We start from the raw sequence: 14,092 nt of genomic DNA on the forward strand, positions 1-14,092 counted from the left end.
GTTGACTACATGGCCAGTGTGAATCTATCAAATTAATGATGATTACCCAGATTAAGTAACTCTAATGCTCCTCGACCCTCATCAGCTCTCAGCATTGGCGGCGATCTTGCGACACGGCAGCTTTGAGGCCGCAGCCGCAGAGCTATCCGTCACCCCGTCGGCTATTTCGCAGAGGATCAAGGCGTTGGAGGATCGTGTTGGTGCGGCCCTTATTCATCGCGGCACCCCATGCATCGGCACTCCGGCGGGTCTGCGGATCGCCCGTCATGCCGAAGATATCGGTCTGTTGGAGGCAAAGCTGGCGCGAGAGCTGACTTTGGATCAGCGTGAAGGTCCGGTACGGGTTCGCGTCGCGCTACCGGCTGACAGTCTGGCCACATGGTTTATCGACGCGATGGCGCGCGCCGAAGACATACTGTTCGACCTTGTAATTGACGATCAGGACCATTCGGCTGACTGGCTGCGGCGTGGCGACGTAAGTGCGGCGATAACGGTGGGTGGTCAGAACATTACCGGATGCGATGCCATTGCGTTGGGCACTTTGCGCTATTTGCCGACCGCGAGCCCTGGCTTCATGCAACGGTGGTTTTCTGATGGGGTTTCCGCCAAATCCCTGGCACAGGCCCCCTGCTTGACCTTTAACCGCAAGGATAATCTGCAGAAATCCTGGATATATGCCCAGACAGGCAGCCGTCTTTCACCACCGTCTCACTTTCTGCCGTCCACAAATGCCTTTGTTGACGCGGCAATCGCCGGATTAGGATGGGGTATGAACCCCGAAAGCCTTGTAAGAAGAGCGATCGCAAATGGGCAGATCTGCGAAGTAATCCCCGATGCGCCGCTCGATATCGAACTGACCTGGCAGATCGGGCGCGTCCTTGCCCCCGCCCTTGCACCCTTGACCCAAGCGGTACGCCGCGCGGCAACGCAGCAACTGATCACACCGGCGGCACATTAGGCCTGCGACTCTGAAGCCTTTTGCGGTTTCGCGATGCGGTAACAGCTAAATGCCGCCCAGATGCTGGCCAGCACGATAAACACGATGGCAGCTGCAACCTCGTGCATATGTGCAACCGCGGCCAAAATTGCGGACAGTGCAACGGCAGCGAGTCTGCAGATGGATTTGATGGCTGCTGCGACCTGAATACGTTGTTCCTTGGGCGCAACGTCTAAAAAATAAAGCTGGCGCGCACTGGAAATTCCAGTTGTCGCCACCGAGACGACAAACAGAGCAATGGCGTGCAAGTGAACTTCGTGATCGATACCGGCATAGTGGAACGCCAACAAAACGATCCCTGTCACTGCGACCAACAAGTTGCCCGCGACCATCACGGTACGGTGTGATTTCATGTTCACCAGTTGCCACAAGGGTGCCGAGACCAGATAGCCGGACGCGGATGAGATGATCATGGCCGTCAAACCCTTGGCCGAGTTGTGATGTGCCTCGGCAGCGATGAGCGCAAAAAACGGAACCGACAGCGACACGACAACCAAAGGAAGCCGCAGAGCCATATAGCGCCGGAACCATGGCTGTTCGAACATACTTACGATTCCGGAGATGATGTTCTGCAGCGATTGACGTCCTGCACCTTTAGGTTTTCCATTACAGGACTCATCGGGGGCGATCTCGGCCATGCCGAGAATGCATAATGCTGAAAACAAGAAAAACACGACCGAGGCCGCAATCACCGCGGAATGCCGCGAGAATGGCGGGTACTCTTTCGTGATCTCGTGTATCAGCAATACCAAGCCGATGGCACAAAGACCTCCCGCGCCCAATTGGAGATAACGGATAACCATCCGGGATTTCGATTTCAGATGATCGCCCAACAAGTCAGACAGCATCAGGGATTGGCTTTCTTCAATAAGCCCAATCATGAAAAAGGCGATCACAAAGGCAATGGCCGTCAATGAGACACTGCCGGTGGCCGCGATCAAAAGGGCCATCAGAAGGCAACCACCAATTCCGATCTCGGTCAGGGCAATCCCGCGTTTCTTCCGCGCCTGCGCAGCAATGGAGCGGGCGAAAAACACGTCCGAGATCATGCTGCCAACCATGCGGATCGACACCAATGCACCGGCAAGGAACATCGGTAACTCCAGCGAGACCGCAAGGAATGGCAATACGATAGACGGGCTGCCCAAAGTCCACGCCACTTGGGAAAGGATACTTTGGCTAGCCAGAACCGGGACATTTCGTCGGGCCGGATCAGTCGATTTACTCGCCATTTGCGATGCTCTGCATGATGTGCCTACGGTTGCCTTTCAGGTCCTTCAGCCTCAATGATCTGAGTTTAATCGCAAGAGGCTGCAGGACCAAGGCTTGTGTAAGACGCGCAACTGCAACAGAAAAACCCGGCCGCTGGGCCGGGTTTGTTTCATCTGGCGTTTGTCCGGTACATCAGAGCTGCGCCATAACCTCGTCGGTCGCTTCGAAGTTAGTGGTCACGCGCTGAACGTCGTCGTCGTCTTCCAATGCATCCACCAACTTCATCAGCTTTTGCATGTCTTCCAGACCCAACTCGGTCGTCGTTGTCGGCTTCCAGACCAGCTTGGTGGATTCGGATTCGCCCAGCGCCTCTTCTAGCGCGTTCGACACATCGTTCAGGTCCGTATCTGCACACCAGATGATGTGACCGTCATCCGAGCTTTCGACATCCTCTGCCCCGGCCTCGATCGCGGCTTCGAAAATCGTATCCGCATCGCCTGCGTCTGCCTGATACACAACTTCGCCCTTGCGGTCGAACATGAACCCGACCGAGCCGGTTTCACCCAAGTTTCCACCATTCTTCGAAAAGGTCGAACGAACAGTCGAGGCGGTACGGTTCCGATTATCGGTCATCGTTTCAACAATCACGGCCACACCGTTGGGACCATAGCCCTCATACCGGATTTCTTCGTATTCATCGCCCTCGCCTGCTACGGACTTCTTGATCGCACGGTCGATCACGTCCTTGGGCACCGAATTCGACTTGGCCTCTTTCACCGCCAGACGCAGGCGCGGGTTCTTGTCGGGATCGGGGTCGCCCATCTTGGCGGCGACCGTGATCTCTTTCGACAGCTTGGAAAACAGTTTGGACCGCGCGGCGTCCTGACGTCCCTTGCGGTGTTGGATATTGGCCCATTTGGAGTGGCCTGCCATGGTGCGTCCTCGTCATCGTGATTGCGTGTTTGGCGCTCATATAGACGTTTGCGGGGCAAAGGATCAAGAGAGCGGCTTGCCCTGTCTTCGCCCGTGACTATGGTGGCGGTATGACGACAGATCAGATCATTCTTTTTTCCCTTTTCATCGCCGTTTTCGGAATGCTGCTCTGGGGGCGTTTCCGCTATGACCTTGTAGCATTTACCGCCTTGATGATCGCGGTCACGCTGGGTGTGGTGCCCGTTGACAATGCCTTTGCCGGGTTCGGGCACCCGGCCACGATCATCGTGGCGTTGGTGCTGGTGGTTTCTGCCGGTCTGGTGCGCTCGGGTGCAGTGTTCATGATCACGCGCACGCTGGTCGATGCATCGCGCGGATTGGGCGCGCATATCGCGCTAATGGGCGGCATCGGGGCGATCCTATCGGCCTTCATGAACAACGTCGCGGCGCTGGCGCTACTGATGCCAGTCGATATCCAGACCGCGCGCAAAGCGGGGCGCCCGGTCGGCCTTAGCCTGATGCCGCTCAGCTTTGCGACGATCCTGGGAGGGATGGCCACGCTGATTGGTACGCCGCCAAATATCATCATCGCCTCGATCAGGGCTGAAACACTGGGCGAACCGTTTCACATGTTCGATTTCGCACCGGTGGGCGGATTGGCTGCAATTGCGGGGCTGGCGTTCGTCGCGCTGATCGGCTGGCGCCTCATCCCCAATCGCGGCGCGCAGGAAGAAACCTCGGAAGTTTTGGCCGAATACATCGCCGAACTGACGATCCCGCCTGAATCGCCCCATATCGGGAAACGGGTCAGTGAGCTCTATGAGGCCGCCGAGAAATCTGACGTCGCTATCATCGGCCTGATCCGGGACGGAAAGCGACGCTATGGTCGATCAACCCACGCAACCCTGCATGAAGGCGATGCGCTTGTTCTGGAAGCACGCCCCGAAGCGCTGGATGAGTTCCGCGCCGCGCTCAATCTGGATTTCTCGGACGCCCGTCGGCAGGAGGTTTTGACTGCCGAAGGCGAAGGGCTGGAAGTGGTTGAAGTCGTTGTCCCCGAAAGCGCGCGCATCACTGGGCGAACTGCGCAGGCGTTAGGACTGGCCTGGCGACAGAGTACAGTCCTGATGGGCATTTCACGCCAAGGGCGCCGGATCACCAGTCAGGTTCGCAAAACCGAGGTCGAGCCCGGCGACATCTTATTGCTGCTGTGCCCGCGCGACCGAGCACCCGATGTCACCGAGTGGCTCGGCTGCCTGCCCTTGGCCGAGCGCGGCTTGAATGTAACCGCGAATGAGAAAGCCTGGCTTGCCATCGGCCTGTTTGCGGCAGCCGTGTTGGCGGCCAGTATCGGGCTGATCTATCTGCCGATCGCACTGGGGTTCGTGATCGTAGCCTATGTGCTGACTAAGATCATGCCGATTGCGGATATCTACAACCACATCGAATGGCCAGTGGTTGTATTGCTGGGGTCAATGATCCCATTGGGCAGCGCGCTTGAAACCTCGGGCGGAACCGAGTTGATCGCCAACGCCTTGATTCAGCTGACCAACGGCCTGCCCGCCTGGGCAATCCTGACCGTACTGATGGTCGTGACGATGACCCTGTCCGATGTGTTGAACAACACAGCCACCGCCATTGTCGCGGCCCCTGTTGGCATTCAGATGGCGCGCACGCTTGAGGTGTCGCCAGATCCGTTTCTGATGACGGTGGCCGTTGCGGCGTCTGCCGCGTTTCTGACGCCCATTGGGCACAAGAACAATACGCTGGTGCTTGGTCCCGGAGGATACCGCTTTGGCGATTACTGGCGCATGGGACTGCCGCTGGAAATCCTGATCATCGCGGTCTCGATCCCCGCGATCCTTGTGTTCTGGCCGCTTTGATGGCTAAAGGCTGCCTATGAAACGCTTTCTGATCCTGCAACTGCGCCCGGAAACCGATGCATCGGATGCCGAATATGCCTCGATACTGGACAAAACCGGGCTGAGCCCTGCGCAAACTCATCGCATCCGGCTGGATTGCGAAGACCTGCCCGAAGGGCTGGATGTCGTCGATTACGCTGGTGTCATCGTGGGTGGGGGTCCCGGCTGCGTCAGTGACGATCCGACCACCAAATCCGCGCTGGATGCAAAGATCGAAGGCGCGATCATGAGACTGATGCCCCAGATCACTGCGAAAGATCACCCGTTCATGGGCTGCTGCTATGGCTTGGGTATTCTCGCCGTACATTTGGGCGGAGATGTCAGCAAACGGCAATTTGGCGAACCGGTCGGACCGTCCGACTGCCGTCTGACAGAGGATGGCACCCAAGACCCCTTGACCGCAGGCCTAAAGCCGAAATTCGAAGCGTTTGTGGGACATAAGGAAGCCGTACAGTTACTGCCGGATGGCTGCGTTCATCTGGTAGCGTCTGACCCCTGCCCGTTTCAGATGATCCGCTGGGGGCAGAATGTCTATGCCACCCAATTCCACCCCGAAGCGGACGCCAAAGATTTTGAGCAGCGGATTAACATCTACAAGGACCACGGCTATTTTCCGCCGGAGGATGCGCAAAGCTTGATCGATATGTGCCATGCCGCAGACGTTACGGAGCCGGGTGAAATCCTGCGCCGGTTTGCTCAACGCTACGGGTGACCCAACGGCGTTGTTGCCTGATCTACGACCCCTCGCATAGGCTGGCCCGAATGACTTTGGGAGGAGTTGTTCTTGGACCTGCTTATCAACGTTGGCCTGCCCATTTCGCTGGCTATTATCATGTTGTCACTGGGGATCGGGCTAGAAGCCGCCGATTTCCGCCGGGTTTTGGCGCGGGGGTACCCCTTCGCCATCGGCGCCATCAGTCAAGTTGTGCTGATACCAATGGCTGCCTTCGCGACGGTCACTCTGTTCGGACTGCCCGCTGAAATCGCCGTGGGTGTCATGCTTTTAAGCTTTTGCCCCGGTGGGGTCACCAGCAACATCCTCGCAAAATTTGCCAAAGGTGATGTGGCGCTGTCGGTCAGCCTGACAGCGGTGATCAGCCTGCTGTCCATCGTGACCGTCCCCATTCTGGCCGCATGGTCCATAGATCATTTCATGGGCGAGGCCGCACCCAAAGTTTCGATCAGCGCATTAGCCACCGCGCTGTTCCTGATCACGACCCTACCAGTCGCAATTGGTGTCGCCATACGTCACTTTGCAAGGGGGTTCGCCATTCGGGTCGACGGCCCGCTTTCGACGCTCGCATCGATACTGTTCGTGCTGATCGTCGCGGCGGCACTGGCCGGAAACTGGCAGTTCTTCATCCAAAACCTCAGCTCGATTGGGGCAGCTCTGATCGCGTTGAACGTTGCGCTGTTGCTGATCGGTCTGGGGCTGGCGCGCATCGCCAATCTGACATGGAGTGAGGCGAAAACGATCTCGGTCGAGACTGGCATTCAGAATTCGGCGATGGGAATTACGCTGGCAGCTTTGATCACCGGCACCACGACCGGCTTCAGCCCACTTGCCGTTCCCGCCGCCGTTTATGGTATCACGATGTATGTGGTCGTAACCCCCTTCATCCTTTGGTTCCGCAGCCGCTGAAAGGACATTCGATGACCAATAACACCGCAGATGCGATCGTGATCGGAGGCGGCCTTGCGGGCCTCTCGGCGGCGGCCGAATTGGGCGACCGGGGCAAGCGGGTGATCGTGCTGGATCAGGAGCCAGAGCATTTTCTGGGTGGACAGGCGTTTTGGAGCCTCGGCGGCCTGTTCATGGTCGACACCCCCGAGCAACGTCGCATGGGCATCCGCGACAGCCACGATCTGGCGCTGCGCGACTGGATGGGCAGCGCGCAGTTTGACCGCGACGAAGACAACTGGCCCCGCAAATGGGCTGAAGCCTATGTCGAGTTCGCCGCAGGTGAAATGCGTCCCTGGCTGCATGACATGGGGCTGCGCTGGTTTCCCGTCGTGGGCTGGGCCGAACGCGGAGGGTCTTATGCGGACGGCCATGGCAACTCGGTCCCGCGCTTTCACATCACTTGGGGAACCGGCCCAGGTGTACTTGAGCATTTTATTCGCCGCGTCCGCGCGCATGTCGACGCCGGGTTGATCCAATTGAAGTTCCGTCACCAAGTCAGCCACATCATTATGCAAAATGGTTCTGCCAAAGGCGTGTCAGGGGAGGTCCTGGCCGATGACGGCATTCAAAGAGGTGGCAAGACCAACCGGGACGAAGTAGGCGAATTCGAAGTCTATGCCCCTTCGGTTATTGTCACCTCTGGTGGGATCGGTGGGAATTTCGAGATGGTGAGACAGAACTGGCCCCGCGACCGGCTGGGTGAACCGCCCAAAGATATGGTGGCTGGCGTTCCGTTTCATGTCGATGGCCGCATGATCCCGATCAGCGAGAAAGCTGGCGGACATGTCATCAACGGCGACAGAATGTGGCATTACACTGAAGGTGTGCGCAATTGGGATCCGATCTGGCCCGCGCACGGTATACGTATTCTACCCGGCCCAAGTTCGATGTGGTTCGATGCGCGCGGCAATCGCCTGCAACCCCCTTGCCTACCGGGGTTCGATACGCTGGGAACGCTGAAAGAGATCCTGAAAACCGGATATGAATACAGCTGGTTCGTTCTGACCCAGAAGATCATCAAAAAGGAATTTGCACTATCGGGGTCCGAGCAGAACCCGGATTTCACTTCGGGCAGCTGGAAAGAGGTGATCCGTCAGCGCATCCTGTCTGGCACCAAGGCGACCGGCCCGGTCGAGGCGTTCAAGGAAAAGGGCGAGGATTTCGTCGTCGCCAACACGCTGACTGAATTGGTCAGCGGCATGAACCAATTAGGCGGAGGTCTGATAGACGAGACGCATCTGCGCACCCAGATCGAGGCACGGGATTCTCAGGTCGACAATCCGTTTTCCAAAGACGCCCAGATGATGGCCATCCTTGCGGCACGCAATTATCGGGGCGACAAGCTGATCCGGACGGCCAAACCGCACAAGTTCCTCGATCCATCAAACGGCCCGCTAATCGCGGTCAAGCTGCACGTACTGACCCGCAAGACACTGGGCGGGCTGCAGACCAATCTGGACAGTCAGATGATCGGCGCCAATGGACAAATCGTCCCCGGCTTGTTTGCAGCCGGAGAGGTCGCTGGCTTTGGCGGTGGCGGCTATCACGGGTACAACGCGCTAGAGGGCACGTTTCTGGGCGGTTGCATCTTCTCGGGTCGCAACGCAGGAAGGTCCCGCGCAGTGGCCTGATTACTGGGTGCGCACGAATTTCAGTATCGGCTCACCTGCAGCATCGAGCAAAACCATGCTGTCGCCGGCAACGGCATAGTTCGTCACGTTTTGCAGGGCAGCAAAGAACTGATCCTCGACCTCGTCCAGTTCTGGCGGGCACGCCATTAAAGTCGCGGCCATATTGTCTGGAAACTCAAGGCTGTTGCCGGTGATCTCGGCTTGCCCAGAAAACCGGTTGCAACCGCCCGTGCCACCGAACGCACCACCTTGAGCGAAGGAAAGTTGGGGCGGCCGTTTTGTGTCGAGCACGGTTCCACCGATACCGATGGCTGTCCACTCGGTCCCTTCCAGGGTCGCGGGGCTCTGAGCACCGGCCTGCACCAGCACAAGATCAGCCGAATTGCCTTCGCCGTTGGTCAGCACGGGATGGACCGTATCCGTCGTAAACAACAGCTCACCCCCGCGATAGATCGACCCGCGTACGGCATAGGTCATCCCCTCGCGGATCAGCGCGTCATCAAAAGTCAGTTCAAATTCCGAGGGCACTCCGTTCAACGCATAGCGTTGCGCCGCCAGCGTGACCGCTGCCGCATCGGCCCGAGAGATATCCTGCAATTCGACAAATAGCGTCGCATCCGGTGGCAGGGCGATCCGTTCACGGTAGGTTGCCGTGCCAGTGACTGTTCCTGCCGAGCTTTGGCTGCCCAGCAAAGCCAATACGATTGCTCCGGCCACAATGGCCTGCCCGAGTTTTGGAAAAGGCATGATCCCATCCTTTCACATTCATCTTAGGCAAAAAGATTGTGACGATATCGACATTTACAAGCCCCGAAACACCAAGTCGGCGAATCCGTGCCAGTGTTAGAGCGGCCAGATGAACGGAATAAGAAGCGACGCCAGCAGACCCACAGTCAGGTTCAGCGGCACACCAACTTTCAGAAAATCGGTGAATCTGTACCCACCCGGGCCATACACCATCATGTTGGTCTGATAGCCTATGGGCGTCGCGAAGGATGCCGATGCCGCCACCATCACCGCGACCACCAGCGGGCGCGGATCAATTCCTACGGCCTGAGCCAGAGAGATCGCGATCGGTGTGACCACCACTGCCACGGCGTTGTTCGAAACCAATTCGGTTAGCACCGAGGTCAACAGATATACGGCCCATATGATCAAGAAAGGCGGCAGCATGCCCAGCGCCGGTGCGACCGCTTCGACAATCAGTGTAACCGCGCCCGATTTATCGAGCGCAGCCCCAATTGCGAGCATGGAGAAGATCAGGGCTAGCAATCGGCCTTCGACAAATGAGAACGCCTCATCCGCGTCGATACATCGGGTCAGCAAAACCACAGCAACGGCGATGATCGACAACAGCAAAATCGGTGCCACGCCCAACCCCGCCAGGGCGACGATCCCGACCAGCGCACCGATGGCTATGGGCGCATGGCTGCGGCGAAACGCTCGTGCCGAAGGTTGCGTAACATCGACCATATCCATATCGGCGGCCAGCTTCTGGATATCCGCAGGCGAGCCCTCTAACAGCAGCGTATCCCCGACACGCACGGTCAAAGCATCCAACTGACGCCCGATATTCTGGTTCCTGCGATGAACCGCCAGGACGTAGACACCATATCGGCGACGTAACCGCATCGCACCCAGCGTTCGACCAACCATGCGGCAGCCCGGCGTGATCAGAACCTCAACTGTCTTGGTCTCAACGGCTGAGACCTGATCCACGCGCTTGAGTTCCTTGTTGCTTTGAAGACTCAGCAATTCGGTCATCTCGGTGCGCAAAACTACCCTGTCGCCCACTTGCAGCGTCACCCCCTTGAGGTTCCGCCGCAGTGAATCATCGCCTCGGATGACGTCGATCAGGCGCACACCGGGGCGCTTGAACAGCTGAACACCGGTCACTTCGCGGTCGATCAGATTGCTGTCGGGTGGAATGACCGCCTCGGTAAAAAATTTCATCTTGGAGCGGTCGCTGAGCATCTCGGCCATGCTGTCACGCTCGGGTAGCAGTCGTGGCGCAATGAAGCGCAGGTACACCATACCGTAGATCACCAGCGCGATGCCCAGCGGGGTAACCTCGAAGATTGAAAACGCCGCCATACCCTGTGCGCGGGCCACACCATCGACCAACAGGTTAGTCGAGGTGCCAATCAGCGTCAGCGTACCCCCAAGGATCGCCGCATAGCTGAGCGGGATCAACAATTTGGACGCCGAAACGTTCAGCGTGCGGGCGATCTGGATAAAGACCGGGATCATTACAACGACAACCGGTGTGTTCGACACCACCGCCGAAGCGACGACGACAAACGCCATCAATAACCCGATGGCAAACCGAGGGTTCACCTGCGCCTGCTTCTGCGCGAGCGAGGTGAAGGCATCAAGCGCTCCGGTGCGCACCAAGGCACCCATGATGATGAACATCGCGCCGATGGTCCACGGCGCGGGATTCGAAAGGACTGCAAGCGCACTTTGATAGGGCAGGATACCGGTTGCCAGCATCAGGGCCGCCCCGCCGATGGCGACAACTTCGGTCGGATAGACCTCGCGCAGAAACATGATGAACATGCCCGCTACGATCATCAGCGCCAGAATTGCGCTGCCCATCTCTGTCAGTTGAAGGAATTGCATTCTTGGTATTCTGTCCGAACCCTGATCTGGCACACGCGCCTAATAGGTAGTTTCACGTATTGCGTGCGGCGGGGCAAGTCTGACGTGCTTTTCAGGGTCTAGACTGCTGCAACCGCCCGCCAACACGAATCATCTGCACGGATTTTGCGCTTCCATCGCGGTCATCGGTTTCGACAAAAACTCCGCTCAAGGTCGCCTCACCGGTCGCAGGCGTAAACCGCGCCTTGGGCATCCCGGTTATGAACCGGCGCATCGGTTCCTGCTTGTCCATTCCGATGACCGAGTCATAGTCGCCGCACATCCCGGCATCGGTCAGATATCCTGTACCGCCCGGCAATACCTGCGCATCTGCCGTTGGAACGTGCGTATGCGTCCCAACCACAAGACTCGCGCGTTTGTCGCAATAATGGCCCATCGCCATCTTCTCGGACGTTGCCTCGCAATGCATGTCGACGATGATCGCCTGCGCCTGGCCGCCGCGTGGGTGCGATTTCAGGATCGGTTCAATGGCCGAAAAGGGATCGTCAAAGGGGCGTTTCATGAAGACCTGCCCTAACACCTGCACCACCAGAACCTTGCGACCGCCCGGCGCGGTGAACAGTCGATGCCCCCGCCCCGGTGCCCCTTTGGCATAATTCAACGGACGCACGATGCGAGGTTCTTTCTCAATAAACTGCAGCATGTCTTTCTGGTCGAAAGCATGATCGCCCAAGGTGATACAATCGGCCCCCGCGTCCAAAAGCAGCTTGGCGTGGTCCCCGCTCAGCCCCATTCCGTTCGAGGAGTTCTCGCCGTTGACAACGACAAAATCCAGCCGCCATTCGTCACGCAGGCGTGGCAGATGCTGCTGGATGGCGGCGCGACCCGAGCGCCCCATGACGTCACCAAGAAACAAAATCCTCATGATTGCGGTCCTAGGGGCTGGAAGTGGCAATAACAAGGCAGAAGCAAACAATCACTCAGCCTGAAGCCTGCCAATGTAAAGGAAATCGCGATCGCGCATAGCGAGGGATAACTTAGAAAGTTAGCACCCGGCTTTCAGTAATCACCATATCGAGTGCTTGATCGGTCGGCTCCAGCGGCAGATGTTCGGCTTCCTGCGCATCAAACGCAAATCCTATGGCAAGCGTCGGGCGCTTGGCGCGCAACCCTTCAAGCGTGCGATCATAGAAGCCGCCGCCATAGCCCAAGCGGCCACCCTTCGCATCAAACGCAACCAGTGGCACGATCAGGATTTCCGGGTCGAAATAGTCATCGATCTCGGGCACTTTCGCGCCGAAGGGTCCATCTTTCAGTATGCCCTCAGGCGTCCATCGAGAGAAGCGCAACGCCTGCCCTGCGGCCTGAATGGCAGGCACGCCCACTGGACCATATGCAGAAGCCTCGGCCATTGCAGGCAGCGGGTCGATTTCGGTGCGGATCGGCATGTAGCCAGACATGGGAACACCGCGATGACCCGCCAGAACCTCGGACAAGCGCCCGGCCGCGCCCGGGATGCGCATATCAAACGCTACCTTGCGTCGCGCGAATGCCGCCTTGCGCGCTGCGGCCTTGATTTCGGTCAGATCGGTTGTCTCGTTCACAATAGCACCACGCTGGCAAGCCCCAGAAAGATGAAGAACCCCATGACATCCGTTGTCGTGGTCACAAAGGTTCCTGACGCCAGCGCCGGGTCAACACCCAGACGGTCCAGCACGACCGGTACTACCGTACCAGCAAAGCCCGCGATGATCATGTTCACGACCAGCGCAGATCCGATCACGACACCCAGCAGCGGGGAGTCGAACCACATCATCCCGACGGTTCCCAACACGACAGCGAAACACAGCCCGTTGAGCATTCCCACCAGCAGTTCTCGCCGGATCACGCGCCCTACGTTCGAGCCGGTCAGGTCGCGTGTTGCCAACGCCCGCACTGCAACGGTAAGTGATTGGGTCCCGGCATTGCCCCCCATCGAGGCGACGATCGGCATCAGAATCGCGAGCGCCACCAGTTGATCAATCGCGGCCTCAAACTGAGAAATCACCAGCGATCCGCAAATCGCCGTAACCAGATTGACACCAAGCCAAGGCAAGCGGCGCCTACTGGTTGCCGCCACACTATCGGACAGAGAGCTTTCGTCCGAGACGCCCGCAAGACGCAGCATATCCTCTTCGTATTCTTCGTCCAGGACCACCATCGCATCGTCGATAGTGATAACACCGACCAAACGACCGTCGCCATCCACGACCGGAGCCGAAATCAGGTGATACTGATTGAACGCATAGGCCACGTCCTCTTCATCCTGTTCGACGGGGATGGTGTGGAATTCATCTTCGGCAATGTCCTGCAGCGGCACCTCGCGCCGGGTTGCCATCAACTTGCCCAGCGTGACCTGAGCAACCGGTTTCAATCGCGGGTCAACAAGTATGACGTGATAAAACTGTTCCGGCAAATCGTCGTTGGCACGCATGAAATCGATGGCCTGCCCCACGGTCCAGTGATCGGGCGCCATGACCACCTCGCGCTGCATAAGGCGGCCAGCAGAGTTTTCTGGATAAGATAGGGCTTGCTCTGCCGCGACGCGTTCGGAGTCTTCAAGCGCGCCCAGGATGGTTTCTTGCTGCGGCTCTTCAAGGTCTTCCAGAAGGTCAACAACGTCATCACTTTCCATATCCCGAACGGCTTCGGCCAGAACGTCCGGTTTCAGGACATTGATCACTTCTTCCCGAACTGACTCGTCGAGCTCCGACAGGATATCGCCGTCGAACTCTTTGTCATACAGCCGGATCAGGCGCGCACGGTCGTAAGGATTGATCTGTTCCAGAAGGTCAGCGATATCGGCCGCGTGTAGCGGCTCCATCAGCTCAATCAGCTTGGCACGGTCTTCGACATCAACCGCATAAAGGATGGCCGCAACGGTTCGCGGGTCCAGCGCATAGGCGTCCTCATCGCGGGGCTGATCGGGTCTGGCTTCGTCGTTGCCTGTCGTCATGCGCTGCCCCTCTTTCTTGTCGATTGCCCCTAGATAGAAGAAGCAGCTACCGGAAAACAATGACAATGGTCCAATTTACCCGCATCTTTCGCGCCCCTATGCTGGTTGGCGGTCCAA

General features: G+C 58.1%; 12 protein-coding genes. 5 read left to right on the forward strand and 7 right to left on the reverse strand.

Features of this window, described 5'->3' with window-relative positions; all coding sequences use genetic code 11:
* Positions 1–64: 64 nt before the first annotated feature.
* Positions 65–958, forward strand: a complete 894-nt coding sequence (locus ACR0JG_RS01030) for a LysR family transcriptional regulator ArgP (protein WP_480567240.1) — start codon at positions 65–67, stop codon at positions 956–958.
* On the opposite strand, the gene ACR0JG_RS01035 is transcribed toward ACR0JG_RS01030, so the two are convergent.
* On the reverse strand, positions 955–2,229 hold the full coding sequence (locus tag ACR0JG_RS01035; protein ID WP_480567242.1) for an MFS transporter: 1,275 nt from the start codon (positions 2,227–2,229) through the stop codon (positions 955–957). The two genes, ACR0JG_RS01030 and ACR0JG_RS01035, sit on opposite strands and share 4 nt — an antisense overlap.
* A 172-nt stretch (positions 2,230–2,401) precedes the next feature.
* Positions 2,402–3,142 (reverse strand): YebC/PmpR family DNA-binding transcriptional regulator, encoded by a 741-nt coding sequence (locus ACR0JG_RS01040; RefSeq protein WP_170392173.1) that lies wholly within the window; start codon positions 3,140–3,142, stop codon positions 2,402–2,404.
* A 110-nt stretch (positions 3,143–3,252) separates the two neighbouring features.
* Between ACR0JG_RS01040 and ACR0JG_RS01045 the strand changes: the two genes are divergently transcribed.
* The 4 genes from ACR0JG_RS01045 to ACR0JG_RS01060 all read left to right on the forward strand — a co-directional run bounded on the left by ACR0JG_RS01045 (position 3,253) and on the right by ACR0JG_RS01060 (position 8,379).
* Positions 3,253–5,025 carry an SLC13 family permease gene (locus tag ACR0JG_RS01045; protein WP_480567244.1) on the forward strand — a complete coding sequence of 591 codons (1,773 nt, stop codon included), beginning with the start codon at positions 3,253–3,255 and terminating at the stop codon, positions 5,023–5,025.
* 16 nt (positions 5,026–5,041) lie between these two features.
* Positions 5,042–5,776, forward strand: a complete 735-nt coding sequence (locus ACR0JG_RS01050) for a glutamine amidotransferase (protein ID WP_170563916.1) — start codon at positions 5,042–5,044, stop codon at positions 5,774–5,776.
* 72 nt (positions 5,777–5,848) lie between these two features.
* Entirely contained in the window at positions 5,849–6,706 is an 858-nt protein-coding gene (locus ACR0JG_RS01055; protein WP_170401554.1) for a bile acid:sodium symporter family protein, read from the forward strand.
* Positions 6,707–6,717: 11 nt separating this feature from the next.
* Complete coding sequence (locus ACR0JG_RS01060) at positions 6,718–8,379, forward strand: FAD-binding dehydrogenase (protein WP_170647944.1); 1,662 nt, start codon at positions 6,718–6,720, stop codon at positions 8,377–8,379.
* On the opposite strand, the gene ACR0JG_RS01065 is transcribed toward ACR0JG_RS01060, so the two are convergent.
* From ACR0JG_RS01065 to mgtE, 5 genes are all read right to left on the reverse strand, one after another.
* Positions 8,380–9,126, reverse strand: a complete 747-nt coding sequence (locus tag ACR0JG_RS01065) for a YbaY family lipoprotein (protein WP_170401560.1) — start codon at positions 9,124–9,126, stop codon at positions 8,380–8,382. It lies immediately after the preceding gene.
* A 96-nt stretch (positions 9,127–9,222) separates the two neighbouring features.
* The gene (locus ACR0JG_RS01070; protein ID WP_480567246.1) at positions 9,223–11,001 is read right to left on the reverse strand and encodes an SLC13 family permease; all 1,779 of its coding nucleotides are present in this window, start codon (positions 10,999–11,001) and stop codon (positions 9,223–9,225) included.
* Positions 11,002–11,092: 91 nt separating this feature from the next.
* Positions 11,093–11,905, reverse strand: coding sequence for a TIGR00282 family metallophosphoesterase (locus ACR0JG_RS01075; protein WP_170647938.1), 813 nt, complete (start codon positions 11,903–11,905; stop codon positions 11,093–11,095).
* Positions 11,906–12,017: 112 nt separating this feature from the next.
* The gene (locus ACR0JG_RS01080; protein WP_170732957.1) at positions 12,018–12,584 is read right to left on the reverse strand and encodes a 5-formyltetrahydrofolate cyclo-ligase; all 567 of its coding nucleotides are present in this window, start codon (positions 12,582–12,584) and stop codon (positions 12,018–12,020) included.
* Complete coding sequence (mgtE, locus tag ACR0JG_RS01085; RefSeq protein ID WP_480567249.1) at positions 12,581–13,975, reverse strand: magnesium transporter; 1,395 nt, start codon at positions 13,973–13,975, stop codon at positions 12,581–12,583. Before mgtE ends, ACR0JG_RS01080 begins: the two co-directional genes overlap by 4 nt.
* Positions 13,976–14,092: the final 117 nt, after the last annotated feature.

It is taken from the genome of Ruegeria sp. AD5, from assembly GCF_056542345.1.

Bases quoted from the DNA above. Each gene is read 5' to 3' on its own strand.
- ACR0JG_RS01030 (WP_480567240.1), top strand. From the start codon at position 65: ATGCTCCTCGACCCTCATCAGCTCTCAGCATTGGCGGCGATCTTGCGA.
- ACR0JG_RS01035 (WP_480567242.1), bottom strand. From the start codon at position 2,229: ATGGCGAGTAAATCGACTGATCCGGCCCGACGAAATGTCCCGGTTCTG.
- ACR0JG_RS01040 (WP_170392173.1), bottom strand. From the start codon at position 3,142: ATGGCAGGCCACTCCAAATGGGCCAATATCCAACACCGCAAGGGACGT.
- ACR0JG_RS01045 (WP_480567244.1), top strand. From the start codon at position 3,253: ATGACGACAGATCAGATCATTCTTTTTTCCCTTTTCATCGCCGTTTTC.
- ACR0JG_RS01050 (WP_170563916.1), top strand. From the start codon at position 5,042: ATGAAACGCTTTCTGATCCTGCAACTGCGCCCGGAAACCGATGCATCG.
- ACR0JG_RS01060 (WP_170647944.1), top strand. From the start codon at position 6,718: ATGACCAATAACACCGCAGATGCGATCGTGATCGGAGGCGGCCTTGCG.
- ACR0JG_RS01065 (WP_170401560.1), bottom strand. From the start codon at position 9,126: ATGCCTTTTCCAAAACTCGGGCAGGCCATTGTGGCCGGAGCAATCGTA.
- ACR0JG_RS01070 (WP_480567246.1), bottom strand. From the start codon at position 11,001: ATGCAATTCCTTCAACTGACAGAGATGGGCAGCGCAATTCTGGCGCTG.
- ACR0JG_RS01075 (WP_170647938.1), bottom strand. From the start codon at position 11,905: ATGAGGATTTTGTTTCTTGGTGACGTCATGGGGCGCTCGGGTCGCGCC.
- mgtE (WP_480567249.1), bottom strand. From the start codon at position 13,975: ATGACGACAGGCAACGACGAAGCCAGACCCGATCAGCCCCGCGATGAG.